12 protein-coding genes, 1 tRNA gene and 2 pseudogenes are annotated in these 20027 nt (G+C 52.6%); 8 read left to right on the top strand and 7 right to left on the bottom strand.

What is annotated here, in order from left to right; genetic code table 11:
• The first annotated feature begins 26 nt into the window (after positions 1-26).
• The 7 genes and pseudogenes from SK38_RS18430 to SK38_RS24795 all read left to right on the top strand — a co-directional run.
• A complete protein-coding gene (locus SK38_RS18430) occupies positions 27-2141 on the top strand; it encodes a type VI secretion system Vgr family protein (protein ID WP_048236744.1) in 2115 nt (704 codons plus the stop codon).
• Positions 2142-2289: 148 nt separating this feature from the next.
• On the top strand, positions 2290-6744 hold the full coding sequence (locus SK38_RS18425) for an RHS repeat-associated core domain-containing protein (protein WP_048236743.1): 4455 nt from the start codon (positions 2290-2292) through the stop codon (positions 6742-6744).
• 19 nt (positions 6745-6763) lie between these two features.
• Positions 6764-7747, top strand: coding sequence for an SEL1-like repeat protein (locus tag SK38_RS18420; RefSeq protein WP_231587329.1), 984 nt, complete (start codon positions 6764-6766; stop codon positions 7745-7747).
• Positions 7748-8013: 266 nt separating this feature from the next.
• Positions 8014-8467, top strand: a pseudogene (locus SK38_RS24800) (hypothetical protein); the annotation flags it as partial.
• A gap of 57 nt (positions 8468-8524) precedes the next feature.
• Positions 8525-8824 carry a hypothetical protein gene (locus tag SK38_RS18410; RefSeq protein ID WP_053069350.1) on the top strand — a complete coding sequence of 100 codons (300 nt, stop codon included), beginning with the start codon at positions 8525-8527 and terminating at the stop codon, positions 8822-8824.
• A 247-nt stretch (positions 8825-9071) separates the two neighbouring features.
• Positions 9072-10208, top strand: coding sequence for an ISAs1 family transposase (locus tag SK38_RS18405; protein WP_048236741.1), 1137 nt, complete (start codon positions 9072-9074; stop codon positions 10206-10208).
• A 9-nt stretch (positions 10209-10217) separates the two neighbouring features.
• Positions 10218-10800 (top strand): annotated as a pseudogene (locus SK38_RS24795) (RHS domain-containing protein); the annotation flags it as partial.
• 139 nt (positions 10801-10939) lie between these two features.
• Here the strand turns inward: SK38_RS24795 and SK38_RS18395 are convergent.
• The 3 genes from SK38_RS18395 to SK38_RS18380 form a co-directional block, all read right to left on the bottom strand.
• Positions 10940-11722 carry a lipoprotein YafT gene (locus SK38_RS18395; RefSeq protein WP_048236740.1) on the bottom strand — a complete coding sequence of 261 codons (783 nt, stop codon included), beginning with the start codon at positions 11720-11722 and terminating at the stop codon, positions 10940-10942.
• A gap of 632 nt (positions 11723-12354) precedes the next feature.
• A tRNA-Phe gene (locus tag SK38_RS18385) sits at positions 12355-12430 on the bottom strand.
• Positions 12431-12535: 105 nt separating this feature from the next.
• Entirely contained in the window at positions 12536-13243 is a 708-nt protein-coding gene (locus SK38_RS18380) for a DUF554 domain-containing protein (RefSeq protein WP_003825390.1), read from the bottom strand.
• 468 nt (positions 13244-13711) lie between these two features.
• Between SK38_RS18380 and SK38_RS18375 the strand changes: the two genes are divergently transcribed.
• The gene (locus tag SK38_RS18375) at positions 13712-15847 is read left to right on the top strand and encodes an ornithine decarboxylase (RefSeq protein WP_048236909.1); all 2136 of its coding nucleotides are present in this window, start codon (positions 13712-13714) and stop codon (positions 15845-15847) included.
• A 52-nt stretch (positions 15848-15899) separates the two neighbouring features.
• On the opposite strand, the gene SK38_RS18370 is transcribed toward SK38_RS18375, so the two are convergent.
• From SK38_RS18370 to mutY, 4 genes are all read right to left on the bottom strand, one after another.
• Positions 15900-17156 carry a nucleoside permease gene (locus tag SK38_RS18370; RefSeq protein ID WP_008785778.1) on the bottom strand — a complete coding sequence of 419 codons (1257 nt, stop codon included), beginning with the start codon at positions 17154-17156 and terminating at the stop codon, positions 15900-15902.
• Positions 17157-17366: 210 nt separating this feature from the next.
• Positions 17367-18452, bottom strand: coding sequence for a membrane-bound lytic murein transglycosylase MltC (gene mltC, locus SK38_RS18365; protein ID WP_008785777.1), 1086 nt, complete (start codon positions 18450-18452; stop codon positions 17367-17369).
• 86 nt (positions 18453-18538) lie between these two features.
• Positions 18539-18808 carry an oxidative damage protection protein gene (locus SK38_RS18360; protein ID WP_003027126.1) on the bottom strand — a complete coding sequence of 90 codons (270 nt, stop codon included), beginning with the start codon at positions 18806-18808 and terminating at the stop codon, positions 18539-18541.
• 27 nt (positions 18809-18835) lie between these two features.
• Positions 18836-19888, bottom strand: a complete 1053-nt coding sequence (mutY, locus tag SK38_RS18355) for an A/G-specific adenine glycosylase (RefSeq protein ID WP_048236908.1) — start codon at positions 19886-19888, stop codon at positions 18836-18838.
• Positions 19889-20027: the final 139 nt, after the last annotated feature.

Here is a 20027-nt window from a genome sequence, read left to right as displayed (position 1 = left end):
TTCCCTGTTAATTCAGGAGATTATTCATGTCAACAGGATTACGTTTCACACTGGAGGTGGACGGCCTGCCACCGGATGCGCTGGCCGTGACATCCTTTCACCTGGAGCAGTCCCTTTCCTCGTTGTTCACCCTCAATATTTCGCTGGTCAGCCAGCAGCTTCTCAGCATTGATTTCTCTCAGGTTCTGGAAAAAACAGCCCATCTTAAAATCTGGCAGGGCACGGAGATACAGCGCCGGGTGAACGGTATTGTGACCTGGTTTGAGCAGGGGGAAAACGATGGACATCAGATGCTGTACAGCATGATTGTCCGGCCACCGGTGTGGCGTGCCTCCCTGCGGCAGAACTCCCGTATTTTTCAGAATGAGGATATTAAAAGCATTCTGGGGACGATATTGCAGGAAAACGGGGTGACGGACTGGAGTCCGCTGTTCAGTGAGGCGCATCCGGCGCGGGAATTCTGCGTGCAGTACGGTGAAACGGATTATGACTTTCTGGCGCGGATGGCGGCGGAGGAAGGACTGTTCTTCTACGAAGAGCACTCGCCTGACAGCGACGACCAGAGTCTGGTGCTGTGTGACACGGTGCGCTTTCTGCCGGAGGCGTTTGACATCCCGTGGAACCCGAATACCCGGACCGAAGTGAGCACGCCGTGCATCAGCCAGTTCCGCCACAGCGCACAGATACGCCCCTCTTCTGTCATTGGCAAGGACTACACCTTTAAACGCCCCGGCTGGGCGGGCCGCTTTGAGCAGCAGGGGCAGAACCAGGATTATCAGCGTACACAGTATGAAGTGTTTGATTATCCGGGGCGCTTCAAGGACGGCCACGGGCAGAACTTCGCCCGCTGGCAGGTGGAGGGCTGGCGCAATAATGCCGAAGAGGCGCAGGGAAAAAGTCGTTCTCCGGCAATATGGCCGGGGCGGCGTATTCAGCTGACGGAACATCCGCAGGCGGGCCTGAACCGGGAATGGCAGGTGGTGAGCAGCGATTTGCAGGGGAAACAACCGCAGGCGGTGGCGGGGCGTTCCGGTTCAGGGACCACCCTTGAGAATGATTTTACGGTGATACCGGCGGACAGGACGTGGCGACCCCGGCCAATGGAAAAGCCGTCAGTGGACGGCCCGCAGTCAGCTACTGTTACCGGCCCTGAGGGGGAGGAAATCTTCTGTGACGAACATGGCCGGGTGCGGGTGAAGTTTAACTGGGACCGGTATAACCCGGCGAACCAGGACAGCTCGTGCTGGATACGGGTGGTGCAGGCGTGGGCGGGACCGGGGTTCGGCAACCTGGCGATACCGCGGGTGGGCCAGGAGGTGATAGTGGACTTCCTGAACGGGGACCCTGACCAGCCGATAATCATGGGACGGACGTACCATGCGGATAACCCGCCGCCTGGCGGTCTGCCGGGGACGAAGACGCAGATGACGATACGGTCGAAGACGTACAAGGGCAGCGGGTATAACGAACTCATGTTCGATGATGCGACAGGGAAGGAGAGGGTGTATATCCACGCACAGAAAAACATGAATACCGAGGTGCTGCACAACCGCACCACCGATGTGACGAATAACCATGCTGAAACCATCGGTAATAATCAGGTGATCGCTGTCACCAATAACCAAATCCAGACCATCGGCGTCAACCAGGTGGAGAAAGTGGGCAGTAACCAGGTGATCAAGGTGGGAGCAAATCAGGTGGAAACTGTGGGGATTGTCCGTGCCCTGAATGTGGGACTGGCATATCAGACCACCGTAGGCGGCATCATGAATACCTCGGTGGCGTTGATGCAGTCTTCTGAGGTTGGGATATTCAAATCACTTAATGTGGGAATGAAATACAACGTTAATGTCGGGCGTAACGCCAGCGTTAACGTGGGGAACAGCAAAACCGAAAGTACCGGTAAAACCGCTGTGTATTCCGCTGGCGAGCATCTGGAGCTGGTGTGTGGTGAGGCCCGTCTGGTACTGACGAGTGACGGTGGAATTTTTCTGAATGGTAAACATCTTGAGTTGCAGGGCGTGGACAGTATAAACGGGGATTCAAAGCTGATTAGCTGGAACTGTGGAGTAAGTAAAAAGCCGCCTGAAGCACCTGAACAACAGGATAGCCCCGATCCATCGGATCTGATCATGTACTGAATAACATGACGAATGCCGGGTAACAGCAAAAACAACCGATGCTGTGTGATTAATTTTGTGTGGAATATCTGAGGGGATATCCCCTGGAAACTGATCCGCCAGTGAGATGGCGGGTACAGTTGAATACACATTAAAGGAAGAAATAAAGATGAGCGGAAAACCAGCGGCGCGTCAGGGCGACATGACCCAGGTGGGCGGCCCGATAGTCCAGGGTTCAGCGGGGGTACTGATAGGCGCGCCGACGGGGGGGGCCTGTTCGGTATGTCCGGAGGGGAAGGTGCCCGGCAGTGACGCGGGCGGAAGCGGGAACTACGGCAATCCGGTGAACCCGTTGCTGGGGGCGAAGGTACTGCCTGGCGAGATCGATATCGCGCTGCCTGGCTCGTTGCCGTTCGTACTTTCCCGCGCCTACAGCAGCTACCGGACCCGGACGCCCGCGCCGGTGGGGCTGTGCGGACCGGGCTGGAAGCTGCCGTCAGATCTGCAGTTACAGCTGCGCAGCGACGGGCTGATACTGAACGACAATGGTGGCCGGAGCGTGCATTTTGAGCCTCTGGCACCGGGGGAGATACAGTATAGCCGCAGTGAGTCATTCTGGCTGGCGCGAGGTGGGGCGGAGTCGCAGCACAACAGCCATCCACTGTCGGCCGTGTGGGGCGCACTGCCGGAGACGGTGCGGCTGTGCCCGCATATCTATCTGGCGACGAACAGCCCGCAGGGACCGTGGTGGGTGCTGGGATGGCCTGAGCGGGTGCCGGGTGCGGATGAGGCGCTGCCTGCGCCGCTGCCGCCGTACCGGGTGCTGACGGGGGTGGTGGACGGTTACGGCCGCCGTCTGGTGTACCACCGTGACGGAGCGTACGACGGTGCGGTGACGGGGGTGACGGATGGCACCGGACGGCGCTACCGGTTGGTGCTGACAACGCAGGAGCAGCGCGCGGCGCAGGCGGCGTCAGCGTCTTCTTCGTCATTATCTTCTGCATTTTCTCAGCCACCTTCATCTTCCTTATCTTCTCCCCGGTCATCCTCTTCCCGCTCCCCCTCTTCCTGGCCGGAGACCCTGCCCGCCACGGCATACGGGGAAGACAGTGGCATCAGGCTGTCGGCGGTGTGGCTGGTGGAAGACCCGGCATATCCGGATGCGCTGCCATCACAGCCGCTGGTGCGTTACGGGTACACGGCGCGCGGGGAGCTGGAGGCGGTGTATGACCGCAGCGGTGCGGAGGTGAGGCGCTTTGAGTATGACGCCGGACATCCGGGGAGGATTACGGCGCACCGTTACGCGGGAAGACCGGCGAGCCGCTACCGGTACGATGAAGCGGGGCGGGTGACGGAGCAGGTCAACCCGGAAGGGCTGGGTTATGCGTTCGCGTATGAGAAAAACAAAATAACGGTAACGGACAGCCTGGAGAGGCGTGAAGTGCTGCACACGGAGGGCGAGGGCGGCCTGAAGCGGGTGGTGATGAAGGAGCAGGCGGACGGGAGCGTTATCCGCAGCGGGTATGATGCGTCGGGAAGGCTGGAGTGGAGGACGGACGCGGCGGGGAGGAAGACGACGTACAGTCCGGATGTGGCGACAGGGAAGCTGACGGCGGTGACGGGGCCGGACGGGCGGAAGACGAAGTACAGTTATAATGACCGGCAGCAACTGATAACAACCGTTTATCCGGACGGACGGCGCAGCACGCGGGAATATGACCGGCAGGGCCGTCTGGTGAAAACGGTGTCGCGCGAAGGGAAGGCGACGGAGTACGGGTATGACAGCGCCCATGACAGCCAGCCGTCGGTGGTGAGGGACAGCACCGGGAGCCGCCGGATAAGGCGCGGGCGTAACGAGGAGGTGGTGTCGCGGACGGACTGTTCGGGCTATGAGACGCGGTACGACTATAACCGTCACGGGCAGCAGACGGCAGTGCATTATGAGGAAGGCCTCAGCGTTTACCGGGGTTACGACAGCCGGGGCAGGCTGTCGTCAGTGAAAGACAGCCAGGGGCGGGAGACGGGGTACGAATATAATGATGCAGGCGACCTGACGGCGGTTACCCGTCCGGATGGTCAGCGGCGCGTGGCGGAATATGACGTGCGCGGGCGGCTCATCAGCCTGACGGAAGGAGGACTGACGCGGCGGGTGGGGTACGATGCGGCGGGGCGTGTGGTGTGGCTGGAGAACGAGAACGGCGCGCAGATGTGCTTTGTTTATGATGCGCTGAACCGGGTGACGGAGCAGCGTGGCTTCGACGGCAGGACACAGCGGTATGATTACGACCGGAGCGGGCGACTGGTGCGCAGTGAGGACGAAGACCTTGTCACGCACTGGCGTTACGATGTGTCGGACCGGCTGACGCAGCGCACCGTCAACGGGCAGGAAGCTGAAAACTGGCAGTATGACGAGCACGGGTGGCTGACGGCACTGAGTCATGTCAGCGAAGGCCACCGGGTGACGGTGCATTACGGCTACGATAATAAAGGCCGTCTCACCGGCGAGCGGCAGACCGTCCATAACCGGGAAACGAAAGCGCTGCTGTGGGAGCACAGCGTGCGGCATGGTTATAACGATCAGGGGCTGGCGGTACGGGAGGCGTATGACGGCCTGCCGGTGGCGGAGTGGCTGACATACGGCAGCGGGCACCTGGCGGGGCTGAAGCTGGGAAACCAGCCGCTGGTGGAGTACACGCGTGACAGGCTGCACCGTGAGACGGAGCGGCTGTTCGGCGGCTGGCGGATGGAGACGGGCTACACGGCGGGCGGGGAGGTGGCGTATCGGCACCTGCCGGAGGCGGCGCTGAACCGGGAATACCGGCATGACGAATCCGGATTCCTGACGGGTATCGACGGCGCGGGGGAAATCTGGCGCTATGATTATGACGGCGCGGGAAGGCTGTCGGCAGCAGGCCTGACGACCAGAGACGTGAGTGTGGACATTCCGTATGAGACGGACGGGGCGGGAAACCGGGTGGAAGCGGGCGCGGCACGCCGGGAGGCGAACGGACTGCCGGGCATCTTCGCGGACAACCGGGTGACGGAGGACGGGCGGTACGTGTACCGTTACGACCGGTACGGTAACATGGTGGAGAAGGGCGAGCGCCTCCCGGCAGGGGCGATACGCAACGGAGATGAGCGGACGCACCATTACGGCTATGACCGTCAGAACCGTCTGGTGCGCTACCGGTGTACGGAGGGCTACAGCGGGCGGAGCATCACAGAGAGCCGGTACGTGTACGATGCGACGGGACGCCGGGTGAGCAAAAAGGTGTGGCGGCGTGAGCGTTATAGTTCGGGAAGCTCGCAAGACTACAGTGCGATGCCGGAGACTCCGGAGGTGACGTGGTACGGGTGGAGCGGGGACAGGCTGGTGACGGCGCAGACGGCGCGGAGCCGCATCCAGACGGTGTATGAGGGGGGAGGTTTTACGCCGCTCCTCAGGGTGGAGACGGCGACAGCTGCCCTAACAACGGTCCGTGGCCGGAGGAGCCTGGCGGAGAAGCTCCAGGCGGAAGGGAGCGAGGATGGCGCGGGCGTGGTGTTCCCGGCGGAGCTGGTGAGGCGACTGGACAGTCTGGAGGGGGAGCTGAGGCGCAACGCTGTGAGTGAGGAGAGCCGGGCGTGGCTGTCGCAGTGCGGACTGACGGCGGAGCAGATGGCGGGGCAACTGGAACCACGGCATGAGCCGGAAAGGAAAATCCATCTTTACCACTGCGACCACCGCGGGCTGCCAGTGGCGCTGATAAACAGCGACGGGGGGCGGGAATGGAGCGCGGAGTACGATGTGTGGGGAAACCGGCAGAAGGAAGACAGCCCGCAACAGCTTGAGCAGCTACTGAGACTGCCGGGCCAGCAGTATGATGAGGAAACGGGGCTGTATTATAACCGGCACCGTTACTATAATCCGGAGCAGGGTCGCTACATCACGCAGGACCCGATAGGGTTGCGCGGTGGCTGGAACCTGTATGCGTACCCGCTGAATCCGGTGCAGGGGGTGGACCCGCTGGGATTGGATGAGGGCGATATATTCTCTGAATATGACAATTCTGCTGCTGATACTTTAGATAATTATCTGAACTCTCATGGGTCATCACCGGAAGAAAGAATTAAAGCGGGGGAAGAGTATGTTCGCGGAGTAGGCGGATGGAACCCTGCTGCTGACTATGTAAAACTTTGGGCTATAGATACGCCTGTTATTATTGGAACAATACTTACCGGTCCAGCATCAAGTTTATCAGCATTAAGTAAGGGCACAATTTCATGGGGAAAAACCGTAATTGAAAGTGCCACTTCATGCGCTGCAGTTGCAACAACAAGCTATATGGATGATAAAAAAATCCCAGATAAATCCGAGTTAACGCTGTGTGCTTTAGGGGGAGCCTTTGGCGCTGGAAAAGGTTTTTTGGAAAAAACAGCAATGAAAATGGGATTGTCGTTTTTAAGTCAGGGGGCTGATATCCAGGCTGGTATGGATGCTGCTGCGAATACAGGAGTAGAAGAGGTCGTTGGTGGAGGCACAGGCAAACTACCTTATGTTCCTGAGAATGAGTTTGGGGATGCCGTTACTGATGTTTTTGCAGGTGAGTTAGTCGGTAAATTAAAAGATGATAATAAAAAATAAGAAAATATGGCTATACATCATGCCCGCGCTCTTTTTATGGGGGAGCTGTATTCGTGATGTAACAGGAGCATCAGCAGATACAATAGTTGCTGATGATATACAAATGATGAAAAGCCTGGCAGGTAAAGGAGGTGCTGCTGAGCAATTTAAACTTGCAGAACGCTATCGAGTTGGCAATGGTGTGCCTGAAAGCTATGAGGAAGCAGCATATTGGTACATGCTGGCGGCAAACCAGGGTCTGACTGAGGCTCAATATAATCTTGGTGTCCTGTATGCTAATGGTCAGGGCGTACCAAAAAATTACGAAAAGGCTTTTGAGTTATATCAGAAGGCAGCAGAAAAAAATTTTCCAGAAGCACAGTGGAACTTGGCTGTGCTATATATAAAAGGGATGGGTGTGCCTAAAAATTATGAGAAAGCATTTTCTCTTCTCAATAAATCGGCAAACTCTGGAATAATTGGGGCTCAAACAAATCTTGCTTTATTATATGATGAGGTGGGTAATGATGAGCAAGCGGAGAAATGGTACCGTATAGCTGCCAAACGCGGAGAGAAAGTAGCTCAGTATTATTTAGGTCATATCTACAATAAAGGTATTTTCCTTCAAAAGGACTATGAGAAAGCTGCTTTTTGGTACAGTAAATCAGCAAGTCAAAATTTCTCAAAAGCTCAATCTGCTCTGGCGTTTTTTTACTATAGTGGCTTGGGTGGACTTCCTGTGGATAAATCAAAAGCAATAGATTTACTAAAAAAAGCATCTGCTCAGGGCTATGCCCCGGCACAATTTAACCTTGCATTTATTTATTCTAAAGGAGAAAAGGAACTTCCTTGTGATAATAAGCAGGCGTATGCATGGTATTCTGTTTCATATAATAACGGGCTTAAAGAAAGTGGTGTTCTAAAAGCCGAGATTGCAAATAGATTAACATCAGACGAACTTGTTGAGGCTGATATTCTATCAAGAGAGTATATAGCGAAATACAAAACCAAACAGATGCAATAGCAATTAAATTGGTTTGTAACTGTAACGCTGTTTCTAACGAATTAGAACTAGTTTGTAATGGGGGGACTGTGGTCTATAAATATGTTTTTTTTACTTTGTGATGTACTTTAAAAGCTGATGATTAAATATAAACTAATTGGCAAGGTATAATGTAAAATTTAACCGAAACAAAATTATTAACGGCGACCGGCTGAATAACTGATCGATAAGAAAACAAAAAAAGAGATATAAAAAAGGGCGGAAAACCAGCGGCGCGTCAGGACGACATGACCATGAAGGGCGGGAAAATCGTCCAGGGTTCAGCAGGTGTGCTGATAGGTGCGCCGACGGACGTGGCGTGTTCGGTGTGTCCGGGCGGCATCACCTACGGTCCGCCGGAGCATCCGCTTTGAACCGTTGTCACCGGGCGAATGGGCATACAGCCGCAGCGAATCGTTCTGGCTGGCGCGGTGCGGGGTGCTGACGCCGGACAGGAGCAACCCGCTGTATGGCCTCTGGCAGACCCTGCCTGAAGATATCCGGTTAAGCCCGAACACGTACCTGGCAACGAACAGCCCGCTGGGGCCGTGGTGGATACTGGGGTGGGCAGAGCGGGTGCCGGGCGTGGATGAGGTACTGTCCGCACCGCTGCCGCCGTACCGGGTGCTGACCACGCAGGTGCAGCGGGCGGAGGCGGCGCAGGCGGGTTACGCCACTGCAGCCACTTCCGGCAGTGTCCGGCCTGCATCTGCTCCTTTTCCGGAGACTGTAGTGGCCAGTATTACTTGACCACTACAGGTGGAAGGTAATTATGGTTTAGAAGTGAAAGACGATTTGGCCCAAAAAGTGGCGGGTACGATGGGTATCAATGTTCAGGGGGATATTGTTTTACAGAGTGACAGCAAAATCAGCCTGCGCGTGGGCGGTTCTTTTATCGTGATACATGCAGGCGGCGTTGATGTCAGCGGGCCGAAGATAAACCTCAATGGAGGTGGCAGTCCGGGTGAAGTCATTCTGCCCATGCGTCCGGCCATTTTGAAGGCTGCAGCAGGAGAAGGAACCATGTTTGTGGCTCATTGTCCAATGGATGAGGAATAATAATGCTTCCAGTTCGTTATGCTATTATTGATGGTGCTGTCGCGGAAGATCTTATGGATTTTCTTTCCGAGCACAATCCACCACATACCTGCCTGTATTCAGAGCAGGGAAAGATCACGTAAAGTACGTTTTTTGTACTAACAAATCCGCATTTTTTGTTTAAAAATTAAGCTAATCATTACCCGCTGCAACTGTCTTTTTGACATTATATATGATCAAATATCTCCTTAAAATAAGGAGGAAAAACATGGATATCGAGAAATTAATGGCGCACATATCAATTATTCCTGATTACAGACAATCATGGAAAGTTGAGCATAAATTATCAGATATTCTTCTATTGACGATCTGTGCCGTTATTTCTGGCGCTGAGGGTTGGGAGGATATAGAAGATTTTGGCGAAACGCATCTTGATTTTTTAAAGCAATATGGTGACTTTGACCATGGTATTCCTGTTCATGATACTATCGCACGTGTTGTTTCCTGTATAAGTCCTCAAAGATTTCATGAATGCTTTATTAACTGGATGTGTGATTGCCATATTTCAGAAGATGGTAGTGTTATTGCTATCGACGGTAAAACGCTTCGTGGATCTTATGATAAAAGCCGTAGGCGTGGGGCAATACATGTTATCAGTGCATTTTCGACAATGGATGGTGTCGTTCTTGGACAACTAAAAACCGCTGAGAAAAGTAATGAAATTACTGCTATTCCAGAGTTGATTAACTTGCTGGATATTAAGGAGAAAATAATCACAACTGATGCCATGGGTTGTCAAAAGGATATTGCAGAGAAGATAGTTTCTCTGGATGGTGACTACTTGTTTGCAGTGAAAGGAAATCAGGGTCGATTACAAAAAGCATTTGAAAAGAAATTCCCTCTTAAAGAACTGAATAATCCTGAGTACGATAGTTATTCAACAACTGAAAAAAGTCATGGAAGAGAAGAAACTCGTTTACATATTGTAAGTGATGTTCCTGATGAACTTATTGATTTTACGTTTGAATGGAAAGGGCTGAAGAAATTATGCGTTGCTGTTTCCTTCCGTAAAGAAATAGCATCTCAAGTGAAAGAGTCGGAAATGCAGATAAGATATTATATAAGTTCAGCGAATTTAACAGCGGAGAAATTTGCGAGATCCGTCAGGGATCACTGGTCGATCGAGAACTGTTTGCACTGGTGTCTGGATACAGCCATGAATGAAGATGACAGTCGAATAAGAAGAGGAAATGCTGCTGAATTATTTTCGGGGATAAGACATATTGCAGTAAATATTCTCCGGCAAGAAATGGTGTTCAAGGCGGGACTGCGTCGCAAGATGAGAAAAGCGGCAATGGACAGAGGGTATCTGGCTACAGTCCTTGCGGGGTGCGGGGTTTCGTAATCTTGCCCTGTGGACATCACCTTCCTCTATGCCACCGACCCGGCGGGAAACCGTCTGGCAGACCCGAATTTTATCCTGGCAGCAGCAGAAAGGCATGGGCGGATAACCGCATCACGGAAGATGCACAGTACCTGTGTCGCTATGACCGTTACGGGAGGATGACGGAAAAAATGGACCGCATCCCGGAGAGGGTTATCCGGATGCATGACGAGCGGACGCACCGATACGAATACGATAACCAGCACCGGCTGGTCCACTATGTGCGCACGCAGTATGGCGAGACGCAGGCGGAGGGGCGGTATGTGTATGACCCACTGGGCCGCCGGGTGGGTAAGCGGGAACCTGTTCACTGGATCCACACCATGAGCCGGAGAGGAAAGTGCATCTTTACCACTGCGACCATCGGGGTCTGCCGCTTGCGCTAATTACCCCGGACAACACGGTGGCGTGGCGTGGGGAGTATGATGAGTGGGGAAACCTGTCGGGCGAGGAGAACCCGGCACAGCTGGAGCAGGCGATACGGCTGCCGGGGCAGCAGTATGATGAGGAGTCGGCGCTGTATTACAACCGGCACCGGTATTACAATCCGGGGTAGGGAAGGCATATCACGCAGGACCCGATAGGGCTGGCGGGGGCGTAATCTTGCCCTGCTGCTCCAGCCCGCCAGGGGCAGCAGGCACGTCGGATTCGCTGACGCGCCGCTACAAGTCAATAATGGTAGCCAGGACGGATTACTGGTAACGGTTCACCAGGTCTTTAACCATTGATGCATAGGCTTTTTGCTTAAGCTGCGAAATCTGTTGTTCAGTCGCTATGTCTGCGGCATTTTTTTTCCCTGACAGCGGTAGTAGTACTTTATCTTCATAATTGACCGGCGACCAGGTAGCCCATTCACCTGTTGCCACGTCCACTAGAGTGAAACGCACCAGATAACGTAGTGATGTATTGTCGATTAGTTTTTCATTTTTATAATCTGACCAGACTATGCTTTTTGTCGCAGCGTCATATTTGCCTGACTGCAATGTATCCTGATAAACGATGATTGCTTTCTGATGACCTTTCGCGGCGACATAACGCAGAGCCTGCATCCAGTTCATGTTTTCTACAACAGCAATATCCTGGCTCTCGTCTTTATTTTTATCTTTATTACAAGTCACGGTCTTTTGCCTGTCCGGGATACCGGAGAAGGTTGCGACGGTATAATATCGACTCATTTCCTGCTGCATGATGGCTTCCGGTGCTCGGCTACCGGACTGTACCAGAATAACAGGCGAACTCAGAGGTACGCGAAATACATTCCCTTCCAGCGCAGCCTGGATCTCCTCTTCGGACACCGCCAGCGTAGTTTCATTGCCAAAAATATCCTTGTCCGTCAGTTTCTGTGCTGAAGCAGTCTTACTTACGCCGTTCTCTGTCCGTGCCCCTGCTTTCTTTACATCAATAGGAGAGTGTGGCGCGCAGCCAGCTAGCAGAAATACTGCTGTACATAAAAATACTGCTGACCTGGAATTCATATTTGCATCCTCAATGGCGTCAGGTGTTTCCTGCAATTATTTATCTGAAAACTCAAACTGAATTATACACATGAAATAAAGACCTAAAAAGAGAGTTGCTGTTTATTAAAACATTCGGTTAAATAATAATTGATGGTTTTGTATGTATTATTTAAATATATGCAATCCTATTGCAGAGTACAGTTTATCCGTGTGGGGCTGGCTGGCAGTATTATTGGGAGAATTATAACAGTACGAAGAGTTTTTAGGGGGATGCAATATTCGGGAGCGAAACTATATTATTGCCTTAGCACTAATATTGGTTTGTTCTCCTGAATGAATTTAAGCCGGAAATAAATGATGAAAACTCTGGAATATACAACATCAGAGTAAGACAAGAAGCGCCTCCTTCGGATCAGATTTTAAGATTTCGGGTATACAGGTGGGGGGGCGGTGTGTCTCAACGTCCTGGATTCGCCCATGCTCTTGAGTGTTGCCGAGAAAGGTAGATGCCAGCAGCTTACGCGCGACTTCTGCCAATCTAATTTGTGTATAAGAGTAGACGAATTGGAGGTGAGCAGTTGGCAAAGTTCGATGAAGAGTCCGTTTCGCCAAAAGCAAAAAACCCGCCATAGGCGGGTTCTTCTAAATAGTGGTGCCCGGACTCGGAATCGAACCAAGGACACGGGGATTTTCAATCCCCTGCTCTACCGACTGAGCTATCCGGGCAACGAGGCGCATTAAAACCGATTCGCTTCGTTTCGTCAACGAAATTTCTTCAAATCAACGCAGACTGCACAATCTATCACCACATTGTTGCTATTGCACGCATTCTCAGGCAAAAAATGCCGTCCACGCGGCGGAAAGCGGCATTGCCAGCAGAAGGGCAGGAAGCATATTCACAACCGCAAACATTTTGATTCCACAAATACGTAAACCGGTTGCCAACAACAGCAGTCCACCTACGGCGCTGAAATCGGCCATCATGGCTGGCGTCGTCAGGGGCAAAATAAGTGCTGCGCAAGTGGCAAGCGTTAGCTGGATTGCCAGCATTGGTACACAAATGGCAGATACCGCGATTCCTAATGAACAGGCGAAGATGATGGCCGTGAAGAAATCAAGAAACGATTTGGCGATTAAAATATTCGGGTCGCCGGTCATCCCTTCATGTATCGCCCCGAAGATCCCAGTACCACTGGCGCAAAATAGCACGATGATGGCCACATAGCTCTGGATGAAGGATTCGTGCGTGGTGTTGGCATCCGACCGGGTGAAAAGCTGCTGCGCTTTGGCAACCGCGGTATTGATCCCTTTTTCCAGATAACAGAACTCGCCAATTAATGCACCGACCAACGTAGCCAGGACCATCACCGGTAGGTTAGCGCACTTGATAACCAGCAAAATACCAATCCCCAAAGAGCACAGTCCGAATATGGAGGTCATGGAGGCACGAATGCGTTCCGGTAAATGCTGGCTGAGTAGTGCGCCGAGAACACCACCAAATAAAATGGCGCCAGCATTAATAAAGGGTCCAATTACCACGTTTGCTCCTGCATACCCATTATCGTCTTGATGCTAAAGGCAATTCTCTGGGTAAAATATGTTTTCAGATTGCATTATTATGCCGCGATTGGCAGACGAAATGCTTGTTTATCTGTGAGGTTCAGGCTCCGGATTTTATCTTGCGCCTGAAAGTGAAAGGTGCCATGATTGCGCGAATTTTCTCCTGTCTGAATGGGGCTGCCTGGGATGATATTACTCCCCCTACATCGCCTTCAACATCGCCTTTTTGCGCGATGTTTGCCCCTTCCTGCGACTTATCCTTACGCTCCCACCATGCGGTGAGGGCAGCGCACGCTCACTGCAGGATAACAGTAAAATCAGAGGCTATCTGCTTTTACTGATGTCTGGCGGTCGGGGCTGGTAACCAGTTTGACCTGTCATTTCGTGGGCAAAGCAATGTGGCTTTGTCCGGGACTTTTGATTTTCCCGAAACGGGTTATTGCGCTTATGAAATCAATGAAAATTGCCGCCAGTGGAGAACTGGTTTCTCGTCTGTCCAGCCATCGTCAGGTGGTGTCGCTGGACAGTACTGATTTTACTGACGTTGCGGCAGTCGTCATTACCGTTGCGGATAGCCGCAGCGGGATCCTTGCTTTGCTGAAACGCACCGGTTTTCATATACCCGTGTTTCTGTTCGCAGAGTCGGATGTTGATCTGCCGATGGGTGTGAATGCGGTCATTCGCGGTCAGGCGCAGGACTGGCTGGAGCTGGAGTCTGCTGCCTGTCAGTATGAAGAAGATTTGCTGCCGCCGTTCTATGACACATTGACTCAGTATGTCGAGATGGGGAACAGCACATTTGCCTGCCCAGGACATCAACACGGTGAGTTCTTTAAAAAGCATCCCGCGGGGCGCCATTTCTACGAGTTCTTTGGCGAGAATCTGTTTCGCGCGGATATGTGCAACGCCGACGTTAAGCTTGGCGATCTGCTGATTCATGAAGGCTCGGCGAAACATGCGCAGAAATTTGCCGCGAAAGTTTTCCACGCGGATAAAACCTACTTTGTGCTGAACGGGACTTCTGCGGCCAATAAAGTAGTAACCAATGCGCTGCTGACGCGCGGCGATCTGGTGCTGTTTGACCGTAATAACCATAAGTCGAACCACCACGGTGCGCTGATCCAGGCGGGTGCGACGCCGGTGTATCTGGAAGCGGCGCGTAATCCGTTTGGCTTTATTGGCGGTATTGACGAGCACTGCTTTGATGAGGAGTATCTGCGCCAGCAACTTCGCGAGGTTGCGCCGCAAAAGGCCGATCAACCGCGCCCGTTCCGTCTGGCGATCATTCAGCTCGGCACCTATGACGGTACGATCTACAATGCCCGGCAGGTGATCGACAAGATCGGTCATCTGTGTGATTACATCCTGTTTGACTCTGCATGGGTCGGTTACGAGCAATTTATTCCGATGATGGCCGATGGGTCACCGCTGCTGTTGGATCTCGATGCTAACGATCCGGGGATCTTTGTCACCCAGTCGGTACACAAACAGCAGGCCGGATTCTCGCAAACCTCGCAGATCCACAAAAAGGATAACCATATTCGCGGTCAGGCGCGGTTCTGCCCGCATAAGCGTCTGAATAATGCATTTATGCTGCATGCTTCTACCAGTCCGTTTTACCCGCTGTTTGCGGCGCTGGACATTAACGCCAAAATCCATGAAGGCGAGAGCGGTCGTCGGCTGTGGGCGGAGTGTGTGACGCTGGGCATTGAGGCCCGTAAAGCGATACTTACCCGCTGTAAGATGATTCGGCCGTTTGTTCCCCCGGTAGTCGATGGCAAACCGTGGGAAAGCTATCCGACGCAGGTGATTGCCAGCGAGCGTCGCTTCTTTAGCTTCGAACCAGGTGCTAAATGGCATGGTTTTTCCGGTTACGCGCGCGACCAGTATTTCGTCGATCCTTGCAAACTGCTGTTAACCACTCCGGGCATTGACGCACAAACCGGGCAATATACCGAGTTTGGTATTCCGGCGACGATTCTGGCGCATTACCTGCGTGAAAACGGCATCGTGCCGGAGAAATGCGACCTTAACTCGATTCTGTTCCTGCTGACCCCGGCAGAAAGCGCAGAGAAACTGGCGCAACTGGTGGCGATGCTGGCGCAGTTTGAGCAGCATATTGAAGACGATACGCCGCTGGCAGATGTGCTGCCCACCATCTTCAATAAGTATCCGGTACGCTATCGGGATTACACCCTGCGTGAACTGTGCCAGGAGATGCACTCACTGTACGTCAGCTTTGATGTGAAAGATCTGCAAAAAGCGATGTTCCGTCAGGAAAGTTTACCTGCCGTGGCGATGAACCCACAGGATGCGAACAGCGCTTTTATCCGTGGTGATGTTGAACTGGTGCGGATTAGTGAAGCAGCTGGCCGCATTGCGGCGGAAGGTGCGCTGCCTTATCCTCCGGGCGTGCTGTGCGTGGTACCGGGCGAAGTATGGGGTGGGGCGGTACAGCAATATTTTCTGGCGCTGGAAGAGGGCGTAAACCTGCTGCCAGGCTTCTCGCCGGAGCTGCAAGGTGTTTACAGTGAAACGGATGCAGACGGTATTAAGCGTCTGTATGGATATGTGGTGAAGTAAGCGCAAAAAAAGCGGGTTACCTTTTGGTAACCCGCTTTTCTCTGCGTAAACGTTAGTGCGCGATAGTCTGTGTGCCTGCTGGAACGCGTACGTGTTTGTATTTAAACAGCGCAACGAAGGCAAAAGCCAGAACCAGCGAGTAACCTGCGAAGATCAACCACACGGTCTGCCAGTCGGTAATACCGTTCAGCGTATAGTGTTCAACGACTTTACCGCTCACCAGTCCGCCCAGAATACAACCGAAGCCGTTGGTCATCATCAGGAACATACCCTGTGCGCTGGCGCGGATTTCAGGGCGTACTTCTTTCTCCACGAACACAGAACCAGAGATGTTGAAGAAGTCGAAGGCGCAGCCGTAAACAATCATCGACAGAACCAGCAGCACGGTACCGAACGGCGTTGGATCGCCGTAGGCAAACAGGCCGAAGCGCAGCATCCACGCCACAATACTGATAAGCATCACGTTCTTAATACCGTAACGGCTTAAGAAGAACGGGATGGTCAGGATAAACAGCGTCTCGGAAATCTGTGAAATCGACATCATCACCGATGCGTGTTCCACGATAAAGCTACCGGAGAACAGTGGGTTGTTATCGAAGCTGTGCAGGAAGGTGTTACCAAACATATTGGTAATCTGCAGCTCTGCGCCCAGCATCATTGAGAAGATGAAGAAAATCGCCATACGCTTGTTTTTAAACAGCGCGAAAGCATCCAGACCGAGCATTGATGTCCAGCTCTGGTTTTTCTGCTGATTGGCAACCGGAATATGCGGCAGCGTCAGGGTGAACAGTACCAGTACCAGGGACAATGTCGCACCGATATAAAGCTGCATATGGCTCAGTTCAAAGCCGGAGAAGCTCACGGCCCACATCGCCAGAATAAAGCCGATGGTGCCCCAGATACGAATTGGCGGGAAGTCGGTAACGATATCCATCCCGGCAGATTGCAGGCGATAGTAGGAGATGGTGTTGATTAGCCCCAGTGTTGGCATATAGGCCAGGGAGTTAAGCAGGATCACAAAGAACATGGCCCCTGGCGTGGTGACTTCGGCTGCGGCAAACAGCGTTCCTGCGCCGACCAGGTGGCAAAGGGCGTAAACCCACTTCGCACTGATCCATTTATCGGCCACGATCCCTAACAGCGTTGGCATAAACACGGCGGCGATCCCCAGCGAGCTATACACCGCGCCAATGGATGCACCATCGAATTTAAGGGTGACAAACATATAGGAGCCGAGGGTAGTGAGCCAACTACCCCATAAGCAGAACTGCAGAAACGAGAGAACTTTCAGCTGCAGCTTAAGATTCATGTTAATTTCCTCACACCGTAATGCGGATGAATGTTTTAAAAGGCACATTTGCCGTGGCTATATGATGTGATTCTATCAATGAGAGGCACTCTTTTTTTGTTACCTGTGACAAATATTTGCAAACAATTTCTGATTGCAAAGCAAAAGAGTGATGGAGTTAACATTTTTGGTGCTTCAGGCCCCCGTTTTAGGGGGCTGAAGAGGAATACATTAGCGGCGTCGATAGGATTTTTGTGCGGAATTGACCTTGTAAAGGTATCGGCGTGATTCAGCAGAGGGATGTCGGGTGGTCAGCGTTTGATAAACGTCACCTGGAGACATGCTGTTAATGATATTCGCGGCCTGAATTTTATCGTTCGAGAACACGCGTAGCACGCTGCCCGCGCCGCCGTTATACGCGGTGATTACCGCATAGCGACGTGAGGTCGGATTATCGATACCGCCCAAATAGACATTGTTGAGCATTGCCAGATAGGCCGTACCGGTATCAATGTTGCTGGCCGGGTCAAACAAGAAGCTACGGCTTGGTGTGCCTGAGCGCCCTTGCGAGCGGAACACATCTTTCCCGGCGCTGTGCTGTACCACCTGCATCAGTCCCAGCGCATCGGCATGGCTCACCGCATACGGGTTAAACGAGGATTCGGTTTGCATGATAGCCAGAATCAGCGACTCGTCGACGCCGTACTTACGTGAAGCCTGACGCACCATACCGACGTATTTATGCGCGCGCTTATCAAGGTGGTTCGGCACCAGATTGATCGTCACGCTATAGATGATACGCAGGCCATTGCTGCGGCTTTTAAGTCGTGTTTGCAGCAGGTAGTTGGCAAAGTTGGTGGCACGCCCCTCCCAACGAATGGGCTGGCCGGTATTATCAACCACCTGTCCGTACAGGAATGGTTCTTTGGAAATCTTAATGTCGTCGACATCGGAATAGAGGTCGATAGAACCCGGATCATCGCCCATCAGCAATGTCTTGATAATCGCCCGACGCAGGTGTCCGGCGGGATCTGTCCCGGCAATGGTCTCGACGGTTATTGTACCGTCATCAAAGTTGATGTGGCTGCGGGTTTGATACTGATCGGTATACTTTACGTAGTCCTTCGGACCCGCAATCAGCACTTCCTTAAATCCCCACAAATTCTCAATATTATGGGCAAATTGCCCCATCAGAATATCAAAACCGTTGGTATCCTTGACCCAGGCTTCGTTATAGGAATCGCCTTTTTTGGTCGAACTGGAACAGGAGATGAGCAACGGCGCAATAACGGCAAGCGCGAGAAATTTTTTCATCATTCCGGGAGTGCGTGTTGTGTTTGTTGTTTGCAAGGACCAGATTAAAACGTAGGCCGGATAAGCGCAGCGCCATCCGGCAACGGTTCTTATGATTCTGGCGTATAGCCTTCAATATGCACATCCTTACCTTCAAACAGGAAGTTAATCATCTCCTGTTCCAGTAACTTACGGTGTTCGACGTTCATCATATTGAGTTTTTTCTCGTTAATCAGCATGGTCTGTTTATGCTGCCATTGCGCCCATGCTTCTTTAGAAATCTCGTTATAAATGCGTTTTCCCAGATCGCCCGGGTACAGCTGAAAATCCTGGCCTTCTGCTTCGCGTTGCAGGAAAGTGCAAAAAATCGTTCTGCTCATAAAAAGTCCTCTTTATCGTCCGGTACGTTAAACGTGTGTACCGGCACGTAATTGCTGTAACAAACGCTCCACGGGGGCCGCCAGTCCGACCGACGGCGGTTGCGCTAAGTTATACCAGAGCGCGCTGCCTTCATCCATGCATGAGGTGAATGAAGACACGGGAAGCCACATAGGCACAATATCTAAGTGGAAATGGCTAAAGGTATGGCGAAACGCATTAAGTTGGGTCAGATTATCTGCGTTAATTTGTCGTTGCGCCAGCCAGTTGCGCAGTCCATCTTCGTCGTCAAACTGCGGAAAACAGTATAAGCCACCCCATAAGCCGCTGGGCGGTCGCTGTGAGAGCAGCACTTCGTCATCATGCTGCATCAGTAAAAAATAGCCCGTTCGTTCCGGTAACGTCTGTTTGGGCTTTTTACCGGGATACAGCGCCCAACTTGCATTGGCGCTCGCCACACAGCCATTTTCCAACGGACACAGGGAACATTTAGGTTTTGAGCGCGTACAGACCATGGCGCCTAAATCCATCATCGCCTGATTAAAACGCTCAACACCCTGGGCTGGCGTAACTTGCTCGCTCAGCTCCCACAGCTTCTTTTCGACCTCTTTTTTACCCGGCCAGCCGCTTACAGCATAACAGCGAGCCAGCACGCGTTTGACGTTACCGTCGAGAATCGGAAAATGCTGACCCAGAGAGAGAGAAAGGATCGCGCCTGCGGTTGAACGTCCGACGCCAGGTAGGGCGGCTACTTCATCAAAGGTTTGCGGAAATATACCGCTATGCAGCGTCACAACCTGCTGCGCGGCTTTATGCAGATTACGCGCACGGGCGTAATAACCCAGCCCGGTCCACAAATGCAGAACTTCATCCAGCGGCGCATGGGCCAAATCCGTTACCGTTGGGAAGCGCGCCATAAAGCGCTCAAAATAGGGGATAACGGTCGCAACCTGAGTTTGTTGCAGCATTACCTCAGAGAGCCATACTTTGTAAGGCGTCTTGTCAATTTGCCAGGGCAGCGTTTTCCGCCCGTATTTGTCGTACCAGCTCAAAACCTGAGCCGAAAATTGAGACGCTTGCATGATTACCGTTTCATTATTGCCGGGGGCAAGATTGCAGCACAGCGGCAACGGGGTGTAAACCGGAACTTTCCGCTGCTCACTTTCTTCCTTTACTTGCATCCGGCAACTAACTTTGGATAATGCCCGTTTTCAGAACTCA

This window comes from Citrobacter sp. MGH110, assembly GCF_001037515.1.
Taxonomy (GTDB): Bacteria; Pseudomonadota; Gammaproteobacteria; order Enterobacterales; family Enterobacteriaceae; genus Citrobacter; species Citrobacter portucalensis.
Note: the sequence above shows the minus strand (reverse complement) of the source record. Positions and strands in the feature narration are given on the sequence as shown.